Raw genomic sequence first — 19,265 nt, 5'->3', positions numbered from 1 at the left:
TCGTATTCCGGCCCGACGGCCGCCAGAAATGAGCCTACGCGTACCGGCTCGTCCGCACGGCACTCGAAGGTTTGGCAAGTTGTTCGATCAAGACGCCGGGAGATTCACCCATCCGTGGTTTCCGCACCAGGTTTGCCCCTTAGACCTGACGAGGTCCGAGAGACTCGACCCACTCTCGCAAGGGGACGCGGGGTCCCTTTGCATGATTTCCACAGAGCCTCCTCGGCCCGGCCGACCGCCATAGGGCCGTAGTCGAGTGATGCCTGCGGGGGGAAAGGCCGAAATGGTCAACAAGAACCGGATGAACAGGGCTGCCGCCGCAATGGGGGTGGCAGCGCTGATGTCCGTGGCACTGCCCGCCGCGTCCGCGCACGCGGCCGTGACACCGCGCATCGACCTGAAGGTGCTGGTCGTCGACGACGGCGGCAGCTCGGTCGAGGCCATCACCGCGGAGCTCCGGGACACCGGAGTCCCCTTCACCAGGGTTGCCCTGGGCAGCGCCGGACGCCCGGTGATCAACGCCGGGTTCCTCAGCGACACCGTCGACGGCCGGCCGCGCGCCAAGTACCAGGGCGTCGTGCTGCCGAACGAGAACCCGTTCGGCGAGGGCTCGGCCGAGATGGCCGCGCTCAGCGCGTACGAGACGACGTACGGCATCCGCCAGGTCGACGCGTACACCTGGGCCCACCCGGGCGTCGGCCTGGAGTACACCGACAACGGAGGCTACAGCGGGCAGCTCGACGGCACGCAGGCCGCCGTCACCGCCGCCGGCAAGGCGGGCCCCTTCAACTACCTCGGCGGCCAGGTCGCCTTCGAGGACAACTCCGCCCTGGTCCCCGAGAGCTACGGGTTCATGGGCAAGCCGCGGGCCGGCTACACCAGCTACCTCGACGCGCCCGTAGCCGGCGGACGGGCCTCGCTCGTCGGCGAGTACGCCCACGACGGGCGCAGCGAACTGGTCGTCACCTTCGGCTACAACCAGTACCAGCAGCAGTTCCGGCTGCTGGCCCGCGGCATCGTCGACTGGCTCACCCAGGGGATCCACCTCGGCCAGGAGCGCAACTACTTCGCGGTCCACGTCGACGACGTCTTCGCCCCGGACGCCCGGTGGAGCAAGGAGCTCAACTGCACGCCCGGCGACTACGCCTGCGCGGGCGGCGAGGGCAAGGAGAGCACCATCCGGATGACCGCCGCCGACGCCCAGTACGCGGCGCAGTGGCAGACGAGCAAGAACTTCAAACTCGACCTCCTCTTCAACGCCGGCGCCGGCGAGGAGTGGAAGACCGAGAACGGCGGCACCGACGCCCTCACCGCCCAGCTCGTCGCCGACCGGGCCAAGTACCGCTGGATGAACCACACGTACACGCACCCCTTCCTCGGCTGCGTCCAGGACACCGCCACCGTCCCGTGGACCTGTACGAAGAACGCCGCGGGCGCCGTCAACTGGATGAGCCGGGCCGACATCTCCGCCCAGATCCGCGACAACAACAACTGGGCCGCCGCCAAGGGCATCACCACCGACCGCACCGAGCTCGTCACCGGCGAGCACTCCGGCCTCAAGACCCTGCCGCAGCAGGCCCAGGACAACCCCAACCTGGCGGGCGCGCTCGCCGACAACGGGGTCAAGTGGGCGGGCAGCGACAGCTCGCGCGAACCCGCGCAGCGCGCCGTGGGCGCCGCCCTGACCGTCCCCCGCTACCCGATGAACGTGTACTACAACACGGGCACCAACGCGGAGATGGCCGACGAGTACAACTGGATCTACACCAGCCGCGCCAACGGCGGCAGCGGGGTCTGCGAGGACAACCCCGGGACCTCCACCTGCCTCCCGGCCCCGCTCAACACGAGCACCGGCTACCTGGACTACATCGTCCCCGCCGAGGCACGGACCGCCCTGCGCCACGTGCTGGCCAACGACCCGCGCCCGCACTACGTCCACCAGTCCAACCTCGCCGAGGACCGCACCCTCTACCCGGTGCTCAACCAGGTCCTCGACACCTACCGCGCGCTCTACGCGCCCAGCGCCCCGATCGTGAACCAGAGCATGAAGGACACCGGCGTCGAGCTCAGCCGCCGGGCCGCCTGGGACAAGGCCGTCGCCAACAACCAGGTGACCGCCTACCGCATCGGCAAGGACGTCACCGTCAAGGCGCCCTCCGGAGTCGTCGCCCCGGTGACCGCGCCCACGGGCACCAAGAAGCAGCTCCTGCTGGGCACCGCCGACTTCGGCACCGCCTACGCGGGCAGCCGCTCGGCGTGGACCGCGCCCGAGCTGCTGCAGAGCGCGGTCACCCTCAAGCTGCCCAGCTGACCACTGTCCGGCTTCGCCACCGGGTACCACCCAGCGCCGGCGCTCCGCACACGGGCGCCGGCCCCTTTTCCGTCCTGGGGGGACACAGCACATGAGCCATGGGCGTCACGTCACCATGCTCACCGAAGGCACCTATCCGCACGTCCACGGGGGAGTCAGCACCTGGTGCGACCAGCTGGTACGCGGGATGCCGGAGGTCGACTTCAACGTCATAGCCCTGACCGGCTCCGGACGCGAGCCGGTCACGTGGGAGCTGCCCCGCAACGTCTACCGGCACACTGCCGTCCCGCTCTGGGGACCGGTGCCCGGCCGCGGCCGCCGCTCGGCCCTGCGGGGCAAGGCGCACCGCCGGTTCACGGCAACGTACGAAACCTTCCTGCTCTCCCTGCTCGATCCTCCCCCGGCCACCGCTGGGGGTGCCCCCACCCACGGCGGCTTCTCCGAAGCCCTGCACGAACTCGCCGTCCTCGCCCGGGCCGGCCGCCTCGCCGCGGCCCTGCGTTCCGAAACGGTCCTGCGCCTGCTGATGAACGTGTGGACCCGGCCGGGCCTGCCCACCGCCGCGGCCGAGCCCACCATCCACGACGCGCTCACCGCCACCGACCTGATCGAGCACGCGCTGCGGCCGCTGTCCGTACGGATCCCGCCCGACAGCGTCGCGCACTCGGTCAGCAGCGGGCTCGCCACCCTCCCGGCCCTGGCCGCCAAGTACCTCGACAAGGTGCCCTTCCTCCTCACCGAGCACGGCATCTACCTGCGCGAGCGCTACCTCGGCTACCGCACCGCCGAGCAGCGCTGGCCCGTCAAGGCGCTGCTGCTCGGCTTCTACCGGGAGCTCAACACCGAGGGCTACCGGCAGGCCGACCTCATCACCCCGTGCAACCAGTACAACCGCCGCTGGGAGGAGCGCGGCGGCGCCGCCCCCGACCGCATCCGCACGGTCTACAACGGCGTCGACCCGTACGCCTTCCCCGACGCAGGACCCGAGCCGGAGGTGCCCACCCTCAGCTGGTGCGGGCGCATCGACCCGATCAAGGACCTCGAAACCCTCATCCGGGCCTACGCGTTCATGCGCGAGGAGCTGCCCGCCCTGCGGCTGCGCCTGTTCGGCCCGGTCCCGGCCGGCTGCGAGGAGTACAAGCTGCGCCTGGAGGAACTCGGCGCCGAACTCGGCGTGGCCGACGGGATCTCGTACGAGGGCCGCATCGAGCAGGTCGCGCAGGCCTACGCGGCGGGCAGCATCGTCATGCTCTCCAGCATCAGCGAGGGCTTCCCCTTCAGCATCATCGAGGCCATGTCCTGCGGCCGGACCACCGTCTCCACCGACGTCGGCGGGGTGCGGGAGGCCGTCGGCGACACCGGGCTCGTGGTCCCGCCGCGCGAACCGGAGACCATGGCCCGCGCCACCCTCGCCCTGCTCCGCGACGACGAACGCCGGGCCGAACTGGGCCGGCGCTCCCGCAAACGGGTCGTCGAGAAGTTCACGCTCCACCAGTCCGTGGACGGCTTCCGGCACATCTACCGCGAACTCGCCGGCCAGCCCGTCGTGCCCGTCCGAGCGGGCGGCGACTGGACGCAGCGGCTCGCCGACCCCTGGTACCGCGAACTCGCCGCCGACGGGAGCCTGTGGTGAGCGGATCCCTCTGGCTGCGCGTCCCCGGCGGGGACACCCTCCCCGCCATCCCCCGGCCCCGCCGCACCGGGCCGGGGGACCCCGGCCCGGCCGGCGACCCCATGGACCAACTCGCCGAGCGCCTCGACGGGTTGATCGCAGCGGCCGTCCACCCCGACGAGATCGCCGCCGTCCTCGAATCCGACGGGATGACCGACGAGCACATCCGGCTCACCTACGGCCGCCACGACTCCTTCGGCCTCGCCGAGGAGCTCTACGACCGCGTGCCCCGTGCCTTCCCGGAGCCCGCACACGTCCCCGACCCCTGGAAGGTCTCCCTCACCGCCTGCCTGCTGCGCGGGTTCGTCTTCGCGCTGCCCGGCCTCGCCTACGTCCTCGGCGCCCCCCTGCTGGAGGGCCCCAAGGACCGGCTCGGGCTCCCCGCCGGGACGCTGACCCTGCTCGCCGGGGCGCTCATCGGCTGGGTGTGGGACCAGACCCTGTCCCACCGCGCCTACACCTGGCTGGGCCTCGGCGACCGGGCCGCCGCCGGGCGGACCCTGCTCGTCGGGGCCCCCGTCGGCGCCCTGCTCGGCATCGCCGCCGCGCTGACCGTGCCCGGCGGGCCGCCGTTCAGCTACGCGTTCGCCGCCGGCCAGGCCCTGTACGTCGGCGCCGCCACCGTGCTGCTGGTCCTCGGCCGGGAGCGGGTGCTGCTCGCCGCGCTCGGCCCGATGGCCGCGGGGGCGCTGCTCGCGCTCTTCACCGACCTGCCCGTGCGGGTACGGGTGGGCCTGCTGGTGGCGTCCCTGCTGGCCGCCTGCACCCTCGCCGTACGGGAGCTGCCGGTGGCCGAGGGCGTACGGGCCGGGGTGCGCCGGATCCGGGACCGGGCCGGACACCGGTCCGGCGAGGGCCCGGTGCGCTGGCGGATGCTGCGGGGCGCCGAGGAGGAGTACGGCCCGCGCGGACCCCGGATCGGGGACTCCGTGCCGTACGGGATGTTCGGCCTCGGCACCGGCCTGCTGGTGCTGTACGCCGCCCTGGGGGAGGTGCTCGCCGGGGGTCCCGCCGAGGCCGTCGCCGCCCCCTCGGCGGTGGCGCTCACCCTCAGCATGGGTCCCGCCGAATGGCTGCTGCACCGGTTCCGCAGCGGGAGCCTGGCCGGGCTGCGGGCGGCCCGCTCGCCCCGGCAGTTCTGGCTGCGGATGCTCGGCACGCTGGGCCGCTGCCTCGCCGCGTACCTGGCGGTGCTGCTGGCCCTCGGGCTGGCCGGCACCCTGCTCTGGCCGGGCGCCCCCGGGCTGACCGGGATCCGGGCCGCGACCCTGCTGCTGCTCGGCGCCGTCATGTGGACCGGGCTGCTGCTCCAGTCCTTCGGGGCGGTCCGGCCCGCGGCCGTGGTCTGCGCCTCGGCGGCGCTCGCCCAGAGCCTGGCGCTGCTGCTGGAGCTGGGGCAGCCGCGGCTGGTCCAGCTGGTGGTGGCGGGCGCGGCCGCGGCCGTACTGGGTGCGCTCGTCTGCCTGCTGCTGGGCCGCGCGACGGCCCACCGCTGACCCGGCCGACCCGCCGATCCCGCCGCCCACCGATCCCGTTGATCGCGTACAACGTCCTCGTACAACGTGACTTGGTACAACGTGACCCCGTACAAGAAGAAGGTCCTGATGCTGCTGGTGCCCCTCTACGAGCATCCCGCCGACCGGCCCGAGGACTGGGAGCGGCTGATCCGCTCCGCCGGCCGGCTGCACTCCGTGGTCCTCAACCCCGCCAACGGGCCGGGCGAGGCCCCCGACGAGCGGTTCGCCGCCGTGGCGCAGCGGCTGCGCGACGCCGGGGTGCCCGTCCTCGGGTACACGGACACCGACTACGGGCGGCGCCCGCACTCCGCGGTGGTGCAGGACCTGCTGCGCCACCGCGACTGGTACGGCGCCGACGGGGCCTTCCTCGACCAGGCCTCCGCCGATCCGGCGCTGCTCTCGCACTACGGGCGGCTCGGCATCGCCGCCCGGGCCGCGGGCGCCCGTACCGTCGTCCTCAACCACGGCGTCCACCCGCACCCCGACTACGCCGAACTCGCCGATCTGCTGGTCACTTTCGAGGGACCCTGGGACGCCTACCGGGACGCCTCGGTGCCGCCCTGGACGGCCGACCACCCCGCCCAGCGGTTCTGCCACCTCGTGTACGCGGTCCCGCCGGGCGCGCCCGCCGCCGAGCTCGCCCGGCAGCGGGGGGCCGGGGTGCACTGCGCGGTCCCCGGCACCGGCGCGCACCCGTGGGGGACCCTCCCGTACGCCCTGGAGGCCGCCGGATGACCCCGACCCGCTCGCCGCACGGCGCGGTGGGCCGCGGCCCCCGCCGCGGCCGCGCCCTGCCGCTCGCCCTGCTGCTCCTGCTGGCCGCCTGCACCACCCGGGGGCAGGAGCCGGACGACGTGTCACCCGCCCCCGCGCCGGGGGAGCGCTGGCAGCCGAAACCCGGGGTCAGCTGGCAGTGGCAGCTGACCGGGAAGCTGGACACCTCGGTGAGGGCGGCGGTGTACGACGTCGACGGGTTCACCACCACCAAGGAGCAGGTCGACGGGTTGAAGAAGGCCGACCGGCGGACCGTCTGCTACCTGTCCACCGGCGCCTGGGAGGAGTTCCGCCCCGACGCCGACGCCTTCCCGAAGGCGCTGCTCGGCGAGGGCAACGGCTGGGAGGGCGAGCGCTGGCTGGACATCCGGCGGCTCGCCGAGCTGGAGCCGCTGATGGCGAAGCGGATCGACATGTGCCGCGAGAAGGGCTTCGACGCGGTGGAGCCGGACAACATGGACGGCTACCGCAACACGTCGGGCTTCCCGCTCACCGCCGAGGACCAGCTGGCGTACAACCGGCTGATCGCGAAGCTGGCGCACGACCGGGGGCTGGCGGTCGGGCTGAAGAACGACCTCGACCAGATCCCGCAGCTGGTGGGGGACTTCGACTTCGCCGTCAACGAGCAGTGCGCCCAGTACGACGAGTGCGAGCGGCTCACCCCGTTCATCGCGGCGGGCAAGGCCGTCTTCCACGTGGAGTACGAGAACCGGATCGGCCAGTGGTGCGGGCAGTCGCAGGAACTGAAGCTCAGCTCGCTGCAGAAGAAGTACGAACTGGGCGCGTGGCGGCAGTTCTGCCCGCCCGCGGGCCCGCCCTAGGCGACGGGGAGGACGGCGTGCACCCGGTAGCCGCCGCCGAAGCGGGGCCCGGCGAAGCAGGAGCCGCCCAGGGCCGTGGCCCGCTCGCGCATGCCGAGCAGCCCGTGGCCGCCGCCGGCGCCGCCGTCCTCGCCGGCCGCGGCGGTGCCGCCGTCGTCCAGCACGGTCACCTCCACCGAGGCGTCGACCCGGACCACGCTGACCTCCGCCCGGACCTCCGGCCCGGCATGCTTGCGCACGTTGGTCAGCGCCTCCTGGATCACCCGGTACGCCGCCAGGTCCACGGCGGCCGGCAGCGGATCCTTGTCCCGGCCCAGCTCGACCATCACCTTCACCGGCAGTCCGGCGTGCCGGAAGGTGTCCACCAGCTCGTCCAGGACGGCCAGCCCCGGCGCCGGTTCGGTCGGCGCCTCCGGGTCGCCGGACTGCCGCAGCAGCCCGACCGTGGCCCGCAGCTCGTTCAGCGCCGAGCGGCTCGCGTCCCGTACGTGGGCCAGGGCCTCCTTGGCCTGGTCGGGCCGCTTGTCCATGACGTGGGCGGCCACCCCCGCCTGCACGTTGACCAGGGCGATGTGGTGGGCCACCACGTCGTGCAGGTCCCGGGCGATCCGCAGCCGCTCCTCGGCGACCCGCCGCCGGGCCTCCTCCTCGCGGGTCCGCTCGGCCCGTTCGGCCCGCTCCCGTATGGCGTCGATGAACGCCCGCCGGCTGCGCACGGCGTCGCCGGCGGCCGCGGCCATCCCCGTCCAGGCGAAGAGGCCGATGTTCTCCTGCGCGTACCAGGGCAGCGGGCCGGCCAGCATGGCCACGCCCGTCAGCCCCGCCATCGTGAGCAGGGCGATCCGCCAGGTGGTGGGCCGGTCGGTACGGGAGGCCAGCGTGTACAGGGCGATCACCGTGGACATGGCGACGGGGGCCCGCGGCTCGCCGGTGGTCAGCTCCAGCAGGCACAGCCCGATGGTCACGGCGAGCACGGTGCGGGTGTGCCGGCGCCGGAACACCAGCGTGCCCGCGCCCAGCACCATCAGCAGCAGGGAGAACGGCTCGGGGGTCTGGGTCCCGAAGGTGGGCCCGTGCGGGCCGTGCGGATCGGCGAAGGAGCCGACGACCATGGAGACGAGCGCCCCGAGCGCGAGGACGGCATCGGTGGCGAGCGGATGGGCCCGCATCCACTGCCGGGTGGGGGCGAACGGCCCGAGGTCTGTCGTCACCCCGATACGGTACGGCCTGCTCCGGGCGGGGCGGGCGGGCCCGTCAGGTGCCGGGACGCTGCGGGGGCAGCGGGGCCGCCGGAGGCGGGCGCCTGCCGAGCGGGACGCGGGAGCGCTCCGGTCCCCACTTCGCGCGGACCACGCACACCGCCATGACGGCGGCGATGGCCGCGAGGTGCTCCTTGCCGGCCAGGTTGTCCTTGACCAGCACCTCGCCGATCATCACCGCGATCACGATAGCGCCGGTCAGGTACGCCCGGTACCGCCAGCACACGTAGATCGCGAGGCCGACCACCGCCGCCGAGGGCCCGGTGTCGTTGACGACGCGGTCGGACAGCGGCAGGCCGAAGGGGTGGTCGGCGCCCAGCGAGAGCCCGATCCGCGCGTACGTGGTCCCGGCGAGGGTGGCGACGTAGCCGATGGCCAGCGTGCGCCACCAGCCGATGCAGATCTCCGAGATCCCGAAGACCAGCAGGATCTGGGCGAGCGCCCCCCACACGGGCAGGTCGAGGGCGGGGACGAACAGGGACAGCGGGGTCCGCAGCACGGCCAGCCACAGCGGGTCGACGGCTTTCACCGATCCGAGGTTCTGGACCGGCTGGAACCCCCAGGACGTGTTCTGGACGATCTGGAAGACCGAGGTCAGGCAGACGGCCCCCAGGGTCATCGGGGCCGCCCGCCACTTGTCGCGGACGAGGGCGTCGCGGACGGTCCGGAACAGGGGCCCCCACTCGCGGCGGGCGAACCGCCGCAGGGGGGTGGTCGTCCAAGCCGTCAACGATTGGTCTCCAGATGTTTGCGGTTCAGCCACTTCGGCAGCCCGGGAGCCTCCAGGAAGCCCTCGGCCCGGCCCGCCGCGATACCGATCCGCAGCAGGTCGGAGCTCTTCTCGAAGAGCATGAACCGCGGCTCCCAGATCGGCCGGTATTTGGCGTTGGCCCGGTAGAGGGACTCGATCTGCCACCAGCGGGAGAAGAAGCTCAGCAGCGAGCGCCACATGCGCAGCACCGGACCCGCGCCGAGCTTGGACCCCCGCTCGAAGACGGAACGGAACATCGCGAAGTTGAGCGAGACCTGTGTGACGCCGATCTCCTTGGAGCGTTCGAGGAGTTCGATGACCATGAACTCCATCAGACCGTTCTCGGAATCGCGGTCGCGGCGCATCAGGTCCAGCGACAGCCCCTTGGGGCCCCACGGCACGAAGGACAGCACGGCGCGCAGGTCACCGTTGCCGTCGGTGCACTCCAGCATCACGCACTGGCCGTCGCCGGGGTCGCCCAGTCGGCCCAGTGCCATCGAGAAGCCGCGCTCGGTGGCGCCGTCGCGCCAGTCGTCGGCCCGGGTGAGGAGTACGTCCATCTCGTCGGCCGGGATGTCGGCGTGGCGGCGGATCCGCACGGTGTAACCGGCGCGCTTGACGCGGTTGTAGGCCTGCCGGACGGTCCGCATGGCGCGGCCCTCCAGGGTGAACTCGTCGGTCTCGACGATGGCTTCGTCACCCAGCTCCAGCGCGTCCAGTCCGTGGCGCGCGTAGATCTGCCCGGCCTCCTCGCTCGCGCCCATGACGGCCGGCACCCAGCCGTGCTCGCGGGCCTCGGCCAGCCAGGGCTCGATGGCGCCGGGCCAGGCCTCGGGGTCGCCGATCGGGTCGCCGGAGGCCAGCGAGACGCCGCCGACGACGCGGTACGTGACGGCCGCCTTGCCGGTCGGGGACCAGATGACGGACTTCTCGCGGCGCAGCGCGAAGTAGCCGAGCGAGTCGCGGTCGCCCTGCTTGGCGAGGAGCGCGCGCAGCTTCTCCTCGTCCTCCGCGGTGAGGGGGTCGACGGCGCGGCGCGAGCGGAAGGCGGCGAGGAGCACGGCGATCAGGAGCAGCGTGGACATGACGTTGATCACGATGTCCACCCAGCCGGGCGTGGTGATCGCGGCGTAGTCGCGGGCGTTCGGCTCCAGGGTGATCAGCCGCATCACGCCGTACCGCCAGCGGGCCAGGAACGTGGCCTCGGCGGCGTCCGGGTCGGTGTTGGCGGCGCCGACGATCAGCGCGGCGAGCAGCGAGGTGCACAGCAGGCCGACGGCGCCGACCGCGGTGGCCAGCTTGGGGTTGGAGCGGTCGCCCTTGGCGTAGAACTCGCGGCGGCCGAGCAGCAGGGCGCCGACGAAGGCCGCCGTCAGGGCGAGGGAGACCCAGTTCTGGGTGTGGTCGCGGAACTCCGGGTAGCAGAGGTTGAAGTCACCGCTGGTGCACGGGGCGAAGGCCGCGGTGGCGAAGGCCAGCAGCAGCATGCCGCTGAGCACCAGGTTCAGGATCCAGGCGGCCCGCTTGCGGCGGCCCATGGTGACCGCGAGCAGCAGCGAGAACAGGCCGGACGCGAAGCCCGCGGTGAGCAGGTACGGGGTGTAGAAATCGGCGGTGTTGTGCCGGCGCAGGTCCTGCCCGAGCGAAAGCCACACCGCGCTGAGGAAGTTGACGAAGGTGACGGCGCGCAGGTACCAGACCGCGAACGCGGCGCTGCGCCGCGAGCGGGCCGATCCCCGGCCGGTCTCCCGGCCGCCCCCTTCGTCCTTCTTCTCGTCTTTCCTGCTGTTCGTGTTCTTGCCGGATCCCTGGGCCGCCTTGGCGGCCTGTACTGCGGTCCGGTCGATGTCTGCGCTGGTCAAGCGGGCCTCTCCCATGAAACGCGATGATATGGGGCGCCGCCGTCCATGGGTGGCCCGGTCCGGGGGCGCGCAGCCGGTCAAGCCGCCGCCCCGGAGCGGGCGCTCGGGGGATTCCCCCTCGGGGGACCCCCTACTCCTTCGGCTCCTGCGCCGCCTGCTCCGGGAGCTGCGCCGCGAGTGCGGCGGCCGCCTGGACCAGGGGGAGAGCCAGCAATGCCCCGGTTCCTTCTCCCACAGTGACGCCGTGGTCGAGCACGGGGTTGAGTGCCATCCGGTCCAGGGCCTTCGCCTGGCCCGGCTCGCCGCTGGCCTGTCCGGCCAGCCACCAGTCGGGCGCCCGGAACGCGGCGCGCTGGGCCACGAGCCCGCACGCTGCGGAAACGACCCCGTCGAGGATGACCGGCGTACGGCGCACCGCGCACTGGAGCAGGAAGCCGGTGATCGCGGCCACGTCCGCACCGCCGACCGCCGCGAGCAGGGCCACCTGGTCGCCGAGGACCGGGCGGGCCCGGCGCAGCGCGTCGCGGATCGCCGCGCACTTGCGCATCCAGGTCAGGTCGTCGATGGGCCGGCCGCCGCGCCCGGTGACCACGGAGGCATCGGTTCCGCACAGGGCCGCGACGAGCGTCGCCGCGACCGTGGTTCCACCGACGCTCAAGTCGCCCAGGACCACGAGGTCGGTGCCGGAGTCGGCCTCCTCGTCGGCGATCCGCATGCCGAGCCGCAGGGCCGCGTCGGCCTCTTCGAGGGTGAGCGCGTCCTCGACGTCGATGCGCCCGCTGCCGCGGCGCACCCGGTGGCGGACCACGTCCTCGGGCAGCAGCCCGGGCTCGCAGTCCAGACCGGCGTCCACGATCCGTACGCCGGCGCCGAGGCGCCCGGCGAGGATCGACACCGGGCTGTTCCCGTCGAGCACCGAGCGCACCAGCTCGTGCGCGCCGCCGGCGGTCCGGGCGGACACCCCCGCGGCGGCGATCCCGTGGTCGGCGGCGAACAGTACGACGCGGGGCCGCTCGATCGGGCGGACGGGCACCCGCCCCTGCGCGGCGGCGAGCCACTCGGCGAGCTCGTCGAGCCGTCCCAGCGCCCCGGCCGGCACGGCCAGCCGTTCACGGCGTTCCTCGGCGTCACGCCGGACGCCCCCGTCGGGGCGCTCGATCAGATCGGAGAAGTCGTCGAGATTCAGCGTGGTCATCTGCCAGAGCGTACAGCGGGTAAGGCCCTCCCCAAGCCCCGTCCCGCGACCTCGGCGGGCGGTGCGCGCACTCACTCCTTCAGGACCACCGACTGCCCGGCCACCACCAGCAGGACGTGCTCGCACTCGCCCGCCACCAGGCTGTTCAGGCGCCCCAGTTCGTCGCGGAAACGCCGCCCGGAAGCGGTCGCCGGAACGATCCCCGAGCCCACCTCGTTGCTGACCGCCACCACGGTGCGGCGGGTCGCGCGCACCGCGGCCACCAGCTCCGCCACCCGCTCCCGCAGCTCCTTCTGCCCCTGCCCCGCCCACACGGCGTCGTCCCAGGCCCCCGCCCGGTCCATCGCGTCCGTCAGCCACAGCGCCAGACAGTCGATCAGCAGCGGCGGCCCTCCCTCCACCAGCAGCGGCGCCAGCTCGCAGGTCTCCACCGTCCGCCAGCTCGCCGGCCGCCGCTCCCGGTGCAGGCCGACCCGCGCCGCCCATTCCGCGTCGCCGTCCCGCAAGCCGCCGGTGGCCACGTACACCACCTCCGGGAAGCCGGCCAGGCGCCGCTCCGCCTCGACGGACTTCCCCGAGCGGGCCCCGCCGAGCACCAGCGTCCGGCGCGGCAGGTCAGGCACCGCGTGGTACTCGCCGACCGTCACCGTCGTGCCGTCCGGCACCGCCCGCGCCCCGGCCGCGGCGCACCGGCGCTCCAGCTCCCGGCCCGGGGGGACGTCGTGGTCCAGGTGCACCGCGATCACGTCCGTCGTCGGCCCGGCGGCGCCGCTCGCCCGCAGCCGGGCCAGCGCCTCCGGCCGGCCCAGCACGTCCGCGAGGACCATGTCGTACGGGCGCTGACCGACCGCCCCCACCCCAGACTCCGTCCGGGGGGACCCCCAGCCGGCCGGCGCCCCGCCCGGCGGGAGGTACAGCAGCCGGCTCCCGTCCGGGCCGGTCACCTCGTACCCCGTGCCCGGCGCGTCCATCGGCACCGCCCGCACCCGGTGCCCGCTGATCACCGCGAGCTCCCGCCCGTCCGGCACCCGCCCGGCGGCCGGCAGCCCCGGGGGCAGCTCGACCGGCGGTCCGTCGTGCGGATGGGTGAGCAGGACCTGCCGTACGCCGGCCAGCGAATGCCCCGCGCGGGCGCCGGCCAGCACCGCCCCGGGGGTCAGGTCGAGCAGCAGCGCCCCGTCGATGAGCAGGGACGTCGCGGTGCGCGCCCGGGGGCCCACGGAGACCGCGCAGGCCGCGCAGGGACAGCCGGGGCGGGGCAGTCCTTCGGGTGTGCCGGTGCCGAGCAGAGTGAGTTCCACAGGAAGATCCTCCCGCGTCCCCGAGACTGCTGCGCGCCCGGCTACTCTGCGGGCAGACTCAAGGTGAGAAACGTGCGAGCAGCGGACGAGCAACGGAGGCGGACATGGCGTGGACGTGGCGGTTCGAGAAGGCCGACGGCACCGAGACGAGCCCGGCGGTCGAGCCGGAGGAGTTCACCACGCAGGGCGACGCGGAGTCGTGGATCGGCGAGGTGTGGAAGGAGCTGCTGGACGGCGGCACCGAGACGGTGAAGCTGTCCGACGACAACGGCACCGAGCTGTACACGATGAGCCTGCGCGCGGCGCTGGACGCCTGAGCGGCAGCCGCTGACGCGAGAAGCCCGGACCCCGTACGGGGTCCGGGCTTCCGCCGTTGCTTCGGTTGCCTCGGTCGGTCCGGGGGCCGCTTCGCGGACGTCAGCCCCGTACGCCGCACAGGTGCAGCAGCGCGGCGACCCCACGGTACGGGTCGGTCCGCCCGGCGCGGTCCTCGGCGGCCAGCAGCCGCTCCAGCTCCTCGTCCGGGGGCAGCGTCTCGCCGGCCTCGGTGCCGTCGGTGAAGACGCGTACGCCGTACCAGGCCGACAGCGGGGCGCCGATCCCGGACAGCGTGGCCGTGAGCCCGGCCAGCCGGTCGGCCCGTACGTCCAGGCCCAGCCGGTTCGTGTAGTCGACGGTGTCGAAGGCGGCCAGCGCGGCCGACCAGTCGGCGCCCAGCCCCGGCCGCATCGCGAGGGCGTCGCCGTTGCGCACCAGCAGGGACAGCAGTCCGCCGGGCGCCAGCATCCGGGCCAGCCCGGCCAGCATCGCGTCAGGCTCGGGCACGTACATCAGTACGCCGTGGCAGAGCACCACGTCGAAGCTGCCCGGCAGGAAGTGCGCGCCGGTCTCGCGGCCGTCGCCCTCCAGGAACTCGACCCGGTCCCGGATCCCGGCAGGCTCCGCCGCCAGCGCCTCCTGGGCGACGGCGAGCATGGCGGGATCCATCTCCAGTCCGGTGACCTTGTGCCCGGCGCGGGCGAGACGCAGCGCCTGGGTGCCCTGGCCCATGCCGACGTCGAGGACCCGCAGCCGCTGCCCGACCGGGAAGCGGTGCGCGATCTGTTCGTCGACCTGCCGGCCCACGAGTTCCTGGCGGACGGCGTTGCGCAGTCCGCCCAGTCCCTCGAGCCACAGCCTGGCGCCCCCCGCGAAGCCGTCCCCCGATGCTCCGGGCTTACCTCCGGTCAGGGCCGTTCCCCGCGCTTGACCTGCGGCTTCGGCAGGCGCAGCCGGCGCATCTGGAGGGTGCGCATCAGGCCGTACGCCATCGCGCCGCGGCGCGGCTCGTCGGGGAAGCGCTGGGCGAGGGCCTTGGTGAGGCGGAAGCCGAGGCCGACGGAGTCGACGAGGATCAGGGCGATCACGCCGAGCCACAGCAGCAGGGCGATGTTCTGGATGGACGGCACCCGCACCATGCTCAGCACCAGGATGATCACTGCCAGCGGCAGGAACATCTCGGCGACGGAGAAGCGGGAGTCCACGTAGTCGCGGACGAACTTGCGCACGGGGCCCTTGTCGCGGGCCGGCAGATAGCGCTCGTCGCCGTTGGCGAGGGCCTCGCGCTGCTTGGCCATCTCTTCGCGACGGCGCTCGCGGGCGCGCTTTGCATCCTCCTTGCGATTGCCGGTCGATGCCACGACGGCCTTGCGCTGCGACTGGGCCACAGCACGCTTCGGCGTCGGGCGGCCCTTCGGGGCCTGCGGGTCACGGGGCTGCGAGAGGTCGGCGCTCACCTTGTCGGTGGCGGCGGCCTTCTCTTCCTTGGAGGAACGGCTACCAAACACAAAACCCAAGCCTACGTGGTCGCGGCCGGGTACCCCACTCCGCCGGGGAACGATCCGGCAACGGCGGGCGTCTTCCCTGTGCAGGGTTCGTGACGCGGGCGTGCTCGGGGGAGCACCTACTCCCTACGCCTGACATGGGCGGGGGTGGAGTCGTCCTGGAGGAGGAGCGCATCCGTCCACGAACAGTGCGGTAATGGAGACAGGGCCCGTACTGTGGGTTCTGTCGGTGACCTGGAGCACAGTCCGTCTAGAAGGGGGCGCGCGAAGCCCATGAGCGGTGTCATGAAGCGTATGGGGATGATCTTCCGCGCGAAGGCGAACAAGGCCCTGGACCGGGCCGAGGACCCGCGCGAGACCCTCGACTACTCGTACCAGAAGCAGCTGGAGCTGCTGCAGAAGGTGCGCCGCGGCGTCGCCGACGTGGCGACCTCCCGCAAGCGCCTGGAGCTGCAGCTCAACCAGCTCCAGGGCCAGTCCGCCAAGCTGGAGGACCAGGGCCGCAAGGCCCTCGCCCTGGGCCGTGAGGACCTGGCCCGCGAGGCGCTGTCCCGGCGCGCCTCGCTTCAGCAGCAGGTCAGCGACCTGGAGGTGCAGCACCAGACCCTCCAGGGCGAGGAGGAGAAGCTGACGCTGGCCGCGCAGCGCCTGCAGGCCAAGGTGGACGCCTTCCGTACGAAGAAGGAGACCATCAAGGCGACGTACACGGCGGCGCAGGCGCAGACCCGCATCGCGGAGTCCTTCTCCGGCATCTCGGAGGAGATGAGCGACGTCGGCCTGGCCATCCAGCGGGCCGAGGACAAGACCGCCCAGCTCCAGGCCCGGGCCGGCGCGATCGACGAGCTGCTGGCCTCCGGCGCGCTCGACGACCAGAGCGGCCTCGGTTCCAAGGACGACATCCAGGCCGAGCTGGACCGCCTCTCGGGCGGTACGGACGTGGAGCTGGAGCTCCAGCGGATGAAGGCCGAGCTGGCGGGTGGCCCGTCGGCGCAGCAAGGGGCGATCGAGGGCGGCGCCCCCGGCAACGCCCAGGAGTCCCCCCAGACCCAGCACCGCTTCGACAAGCAGTAGGACGGGGTCCGTCATGATTGTCCGCATCATGGGGGAAGGCCAGGTGAAGGTGGCCGACAGCCACTTCGCCGAGCTCGGCAAGCTGGACGACGAGCTGCTCGCGGAGATGGAGAGCGGCGACGGGGAGGGCTTCCGGCGCACGCTGGGCGCACTGCTGGAGGCCGTACGGCGGCTCGGCGAGCCGCTGCCGGACGATGCGCTGGAGCCGTCCGAACTGATCCTCCCGGCGGAGGACGCCTCGCTCGACGAGGTCAAGGAGATGCTCAGCGACGACGGGCTGATCCCGGGCTGATCCGGGCTGACCCCGGGCCGACACGGACGTGACGGCGCCCGGCCACCCCCCTGCGCGGGGGCGGCCGGGCGCCGCCGTGTTTTCCGGGCGGCGTCCCGTCAGTGCTTCGTCGGCTTCGAGACCTGTGCCCGCTCCGGGTCCGGCGTCCCGCCGATGAAGTTCTCGAACTTGCGGCGCGGGGCCGCCCAGCGCCGGTCGTGGTGGAACGCGCGCAGCCTGGCCCTGGCGCGGGCCCGCGGGCGTTTCGCGTAGAACCTCTTCGCGTACGGGGAGCCGGGCCGGGCCAGCCGGACCGCCCCGATCAGCGCCACGAAGGGGATGACCGTGCCGAAGAACGCGGTGCGCGCCTTGCCCTTCCACAGGGCGATCAGGGCCAGGAAGAAGTTGAACGCGGTGTTCATGACGACGAGCCCGCGGCTCTGCAGCTCCTCGGAGGTCAGGTCGTTGACGCCGAAGGGCAGGAACCCGCCCAGCACCAGCGCCACCAGCGCGGCCGTCAGGACCACGATCTCCACGCTCTTGCGGCCCTGCTCGCTCCAGTAGACGTCGTCGAGGTGCAGGATCAGCGCGAACTCGTCCAGCACCAGCCCCGCGCCCAGCCCGAAGATCACGGCCGACAGCATGGCGCCGAAACCGTGCCGGCCGCTGCCGACGGCCCCGAACCCGCCGATGATCACGAGGATGACGCCGGGCACCACGTGGTGGATGTGCACGCCGCCCGGGGTGATGTTCTTGAACGGCCCCCGTCCCGCCCGGATCAGGCGGGTGATCACGCGGGTGACCAGGAACGACATGACGAACGAGAGCAGGGCCAGGAGCAGCGGGAGTTTGCCCGGCTCGACGATGTTCCGGTACCACCAGTGACCCATACCGTCGCCTCCCCTGTTGTGGCAGCTCCCCGATTCTTCCCGTATGCGGCAATTTACCGCCCGCGGCGAACAGGTAGCGTTCGCGCCGATGAAAGATTCGTTCGACGACCAGCCGCCCGAGCCGCCCGAGCCGCCGCTGACGCCGCCCGACGAGCGCGCCTCGCTGCGCGACGGCGTGCGCTTCGCCTTCGGCACGCTCACCGTGCTGCCCGCCCGCATCACCCGCTGGGACCGGCCCGCGGCCCGCACCGGCATGGCCTGCGCGCCGCTCGCCGGGCTCGTCGTGGGCACCCTCGCGGCCGTGCCGGGCGTGCTGCTGCTGATCCTGGGCGGCGGCCCGCTGCTCGCGGCGGCCGTCACCGTCGCCGTACCGGCCGCCCTGACGCGGGGCCTGCACCTCGACGGGCTCGCCGACACCGCCGACGGGCTGGGCAGCGCGAAACCGGCCGGGGTGGCGCTGCGGATCATGAAGCAGTCCGACATCGGCCCCTTCGGGGTGGTGGCGCTGCTCCTGGTCCTGCTGGTCCAGGTCGGGGCGCTGGCGGACCTCTACGCCGAGAGCTGGGTCCACGGGGCCCTGGCGACGGTCATCGCGGCCGTCACCGCCCGGCTGGCCATGACGGTGGCCTCCCGCGACGGCGTACCGCCGGCCCGGCCCGAGGGGCTCGGGGCGGCCGTCGCCGGGGTGCTCCCCAAGGGCTCGGCCGCCGGGCTCGCCGCACTGGTGACCGTCCTGGCCGGGGCCGCCGCCCTGCCGGTGGGACCGGGCGCCGCCGTCCAGTGCGCGGGTGCGGTCCTGATCGCCCTGGCGACGGCGGAGCTGCTGCTCCGCCGGTGCGTACGCCGCTTCGACGGGGTCACGGGTGACGTCTTCGGCGCCCTCGCCGAGATCGCGGCGACCACCGCCCTCGTCGTCCTGGCCCTGGGCTGACCGCGCTGCCCCCGGCGGGGACCGCGTAGGGTGCGGGACGTGGAAGAGACGCCGACGACCATCAGGGTGCTGCTCGCCGACGACCAGGCCCTGCTGCGCAGCGCGTTCAAGGTGCTGGTCGACTCCGAGCCCGACATGGAGGTCGTGGGCGAGGCCTCCGACGGCGCCCAGGCCTGCGCGCTCGCCCGGGAAACCCTGCCCGACGTGGTCCTCATGGACATCCGGATGCCCGGCACGGACGGGCTCGCCGCCACCCGCATGATCAGCGCCGACCCCGGACTCGCCGCCGTCCGCGTGGTCATGCTGACGACCTTCGAGGTCGACGAGTACGTCGTCCAGTCCCTGCGGGCCGGCGCCTCCGGCTTCCTCGGCAAGGGCGCCGAGCCCGACGAACTCCTCAACGCCATCCGCGTCGCCGCCGCCGGGGAGGCGCTGCTCTCCCCGGCCGCCACCAAAGGGCTCATCGCCACCTTCCTCGCCCAGGGCGGCGGCGCCGACCCCGGCGCCCCCGCCGCGCACGCCGAGCGGCTCGCCGCGCTGACCGTCCGCGAGCGCGAGGTGCTCGTCCACGTCGCCGCGGGCCTGTCCAACGACGAGATCGCCGGACGGCTCGAAGTCAGCCCGCTCACCGTGAAGACCCACGTGAACCGGGCCATGGCCAAGCTGGGCGCCCGCGACCGGGCCCAACTGGTGGTCATCGCCTACGAATCGGGACTGGTCCGGCCCCGGGCCGACTAGAGGGTGTCCGGCGGACCGTGGTCCGGGAGCACGGGCGCGCGCAGAGCCGTGGAGTACTGCGGCGTACTGCGGACGCGG

General features: G+C 73.3%; 18 protein-coding genes. 10 read left to right on the top strand and 8 right to left on the bottom strand.

The window, feature by feature from the left end; genetic code table 11:
• Window positions 1–283 precede the first annotated feature (283 nt).
• The 5 genes from IF02_RS0112160 to IF02_RS0112140 all read left to right on the top strand — a co-directional run bounded on the left by IF02_RS0112160 (window position 284) and on the right by IF02_RS0112140 (window position 7,095).
• A complete protein-coding gene (locus tag IF02_RS0112160) occupies window positions 284–2,311 on the top strand; it encodes a hypothetical protein (RefSeq protein ID WP_051696158.1) in 2,028 nt (675 codons plus the stop codon).
• 91 nt (window positions 2,312–2,402) lie between these two features.
• Window positions 2,403–3,944 carry a GT4 family glycosyltransferase PelF gene (pelF, locus tag IF02_RS0112155; RefSeq protein ID WP_030156160.1) on the top strand — a complete coding sequence of 514 codons (1,542 nt, stop codon included), beginning with the start codon at window positions 2,403–2,405 and terminating at the stop codon, window positions 3,942–3,944.
• The gene (locus IF02_RS0112150; RefSeq protein WP_030156159.1) at window positions 3,941–5,479 is read left to right on the top strand and encodes a hypothetical protein; all 1,539 of its coding nucleotides are present in this window, start codon (window positions 3,941–3,943) and stop codon (window positions 5,477–5,479) included. Before pelF ends, IF02_RS0112150 begins: the two co-directional genes overlap by 4 nt.
• 108 nt (window positions 5,480–5,587) lie before the next feature.
• Window positions 5,588–6,235 carry a spherulation-specific family 4 protein gene (locus IF02_RS0112145; protein ID WP_030156158.1) on the top strand — a complete coding sequence of 216 codons (648 nt, stop codon included), beginning with the start codon at window positions 5,588–5,590 and terminating at the stop codon, window positions 6,233–6,235.
• Complete coding sequence (locus IF02_RS0112140) at window positions 6,232–7,095, top strand: endo alpha-1,4 polygalactosaminidase (protein ID WP_078622045.1); 864 nt, start codon at window positions 6,232–6,234, stop codon at window positions 7,093–7,095. Before IF02_RS0112145 ends, IF02_RS0112140 begins: the two co-directional genes overlap by 4 nt.
• Here the strand turns inward: IF02_RS0112140 and IF02_RS0112135 are convergent.
• The 5 genes from IF02_RS0112135 to IF02_RS0112115 all read right to left on the bottom strand — a co-directional run bounded on the left by IF02_RS0112135 (window position 7,092) and on the right by IF02_RS0112115 (window position 13,463).
• Entirely contained in the window at window positions 7,092–8,264 is a 1,173-nt protein-coding gene (locus IF02_RS0112135; protein WP_106977275.1) for a sensor histidine kinase, read from the bottom strand. The genes IF02_RS0112140 and IF02_RS0112135 overlap by 4 nt on opposite strands.
• Window positions 8,265–8,349: 85 nt before the next feature.
• On the bottom strand, window positions 8,350–9,084 hold the full coding sequence (locus IF02_RS34775) for a hypothetical protein (protein ID WP_030156153.1): 735 nt from the start codon (window positions 9,082–9,084) through the stop codon (window positions 8,350–8,352).
• On the bottom strand, window positions 9,081–10,982 hold the full coding sequence (locus IF02_RS0112125) for a phosphatidylglycerol lysyltransferase domain-containing protein (RefSeq protein ID WP_037836100.1): 1,902 nt from the start codon (window positions 10,980–10,982) through the stop codon (window positions 9,081–9,083). Before IF02_RS0112125 ends, IF02_RS34775 begins: the two co-directional genes overlap by 4 nt.
• Window positions 10,983–11,097: 115 nt before the next feature.
• Window positions 11,098–12,162: a nicotinate-nucleotide--dimethylbenzimidazole phosphoribosyltransferase gene (cobT, locus tag IF02_RS0112120; RefSeq protein WP_030156149.1), complete on the bottom strand. Its 1,065-nt coding sequence runs from the start codon at window positions 12,160–12,162 to the stop codon at window positions 11,098–11,100.
• Between the two features lie 71 nt (window positions 12,163–12,233).
• On the bottom strand, window positions 12,234–13,463 hold the full coding sequence (locus IF02_RS0112115; RefSeq protein ID WP_030156147.1) for a bifunctional adenosylcobinamide kinase/adenosylcobinamide-phosphate guanylyltransferase: 1,230 nt from the start codon (window positions 13,461–13,463) through the stop codon (window positions 12,234–12,236).
• A 104-nt stretch (window positions 13,464–13,567) separates the two neighbouring features.
• Between IF02_RS0112115 and IF02_RS0112110 the strand changes: the two genes are divergently transcribed.
• The gene (locus tag IF02_RS0112110; protein ID WP_030156145.1) at window positions 13,568–13,780 is read left to right on the top strand and encodes a hypothetical protein; all 213 of its coding nucleotides are present in this window, start codon (window positions 13,568–13,570) and stop codon (window positions 13,778–13,780) included.
• A gap of 100 nt (window positions 13,781–13,880) precedes the next feature.
• Here the strand turns inward: IF02_RS0112110 and IF02_RS0112105 are convergent, their stop codons facing one another.
• Both IF02_RS0112105 and IF02_RS0112100 read right to left on the bottom strand, forming a co-directional pair.
• Window positions 13,881–14,639, bottom strand: a complete 759-nt coding sequence (locus tag IF02_RS0112105; RefSeq protein ID WP_078622058.1) for a class I SAM-dependent methyltransferase — start codon at window positions 14,637–14,639, stop codon at window positions 13,881–13,883.
• A gap of 50 nt (window positions 14,640–14,689) precedes the next feature.
• A complete protein-coding gene (locus tag IF02_RS0112100) occupies window positions 14,690–15,298 on the bottom strand; it encodes a DUF3043 domain-containing protein (protein ID WP_106977270.1) in 609 nt (202 codons plus the stop codon).
• Between the two features lie 261 nt (window positions 15,299–15,559).
• On the opposite strand from IF02_RS0112100, the gene IF02_RS0112095 reads away from it, so the two are divergent.
• Both IF02_RS0112095 and pspAA read left to right on the top strand, forming a co-directional pair.
• Complete coding sequence (locus IF02_RS0112095; protein ID WP_078622042.1) at window positions 15,560–16,357, top strand: PspA/IM30 family protein; 798 nt, start codon at window positions 15,560–15,562, stop codon at window positions 16,355–16,357.
• Between the two features lie 13 nt (window positions 16,358–16,370).
• The gene (gene pspAA / locus IF02_RS0112090) at window positions 16,371–16,649 is read left to right on the top strand and encodes a PspA-associated protein PspAA (protein ID WP_030156139.1); all 279 of its coding nucleotides are present in this window, start codon (window positions 16,371–16,373) and stop codon (window positions 16,647–16,649) included.
• A 98-nt stretch (window positions 16,650–16,747) separates the two neighbouring features.
• On the opposite strand, the gene IF02_RS0112085 is transcribed toward pspAA, so the two are convergent.
• Complete coding sequence (locus tag IF02_RS0112085) at window positions 16,748–17,518, bottom strand: hypothetical protein (protein ID WP_030156137.1); 771 nt, start codon at window positions 17,516–17,518, stop codon at window positions 16,748–16,750.
• An 88-nt stretch (window positions 17,519–17,606) separates the two neighbouring features.
• Here IF02_RS0112085 and IF02_RS0112080 point away from each other — a divergent pair, with 88 nt between their 5' ends.
• Complete coding sequence (locus tag IF02_RS0112080; protein ID WP_078622041.1) at window positions 17,607–18,449, top strand: adenosylcobinamide-GDP ribazoletransferase; 843 nt, start codon at window positions 17,607–17,609, stop codon at window positions 18,447–18,449.
• A 39-nt stretch (window positions 18,450–18,488) separates the two neighbouring features.
• Window positions 18,489–19,187, top strand: a complete 699-nt coding sequence (locus IF02_RS0112075; protein ID WP_030156134.1) for a response regulator — start codon at window positions 18,489–18,491, stop codon at window positions 19,185–19,187.
• Window positions 19,188–19,265 lie beyond the last annotated feature (78 nt).

The organism is Streptomyces sp. NRRL S-244 (genome assembly GCF_000717915.1).
GTDB lineage: Bacteria > Actinomycetota > Actinomycetes > Streptomycetales > Streptomycetaceae > Streptomyces.
This window is presented reverse-complemented; position numbering and strand designations above follow the sequence as displayed.

Excerpts from the sequence above, each read along its gene's own strand:
- IF02_RS0112160 (WP_051696158.1), top strand. The coding sequence starts at position 284 with ATGGTCAACAAGAACCGGATGAACAGGGCTGCCGCCGCAATGGGGGTG.
- pelF (WP_030156160.1), top strand. The coding sequence starts at position 2,403 with ATGAGCCATGGGCGTCACGTCACCATGCTCACCGAAGGCACCTATCCG.
- IF02_RS0112145 (WP_030156158.1), top strand. The coding sequence starts at position 5,588 with ATGCTGCTGGTGCCCCTCTACGAGCATCCCGCCGACCGGCCCGAGGAC.
- IF02_RS0112140 (WP_078622045.1), top strand. The coding sequence starts at position 6,232 with ATGACCCCGACCCGCTCGCCGCACGGCGCGGTGGGCCGCGGCCCCCGC.
- IF02_RS0112135 (WP_106977275.1), bottom strand. The coding sequence starts at position 8,264 with ATGCGGGCCCATCCGCTCGCCACCGATGCCGTCCTCGCGCTCGGGGCG.
- IF02_RS0112125 (WP_037836100.1), bottom strand. The coding sequence starts at position 10,982 with ATGGGAGAGGCCCGCTTGACCAGCGCAGACATCGACCGGACCGCAGTA.
- cobT (WP_030156149.1), bottom strand. The coding sequence starts at position 12,162 with ATGACCACGCTGAATCTCGACGACTTCTCCGATCTGATCGAGCGCCCC.
- IF02_RS0112110 (WP_030156145.1), top strand. The coding sequence starts at position 13,568 with ATGGCGTGGACGTGGCGGTTCGAGAAGGCCGACGGCACCGAGACGAGC.
- IF02_RS0112095 (WP_078622042.1), top strand. The coding sequence starts at position 15,560 with ATGAGCGGTGTCATGAAGCGTATGGGGATGATCTTCCGCGCGAAGGCG.
- pspAA (WP_030156139.1), top strand. The coding sequence starts at position 16,371 with ATGATTGTCCGCATCATGGGGGAAGGCCAGGTGAAGGTGGCCGACAGC.
- IF02_RS0112085 (WP_030156137.1), bottom strand. The coding sequence starts at position 17,518 with ATGGGTCACTGGTGGTACCGGAACATCGTCGAGCCGGGCAAACTCCCG.
- IF02_RS0112080 (WP_078622041.1), top strand. The coding sequence starts at position 17,607 with ATGAAAGATTCGTTCGACGACCAGCCGCCCGAGCCGCCCGAGCCGCCG.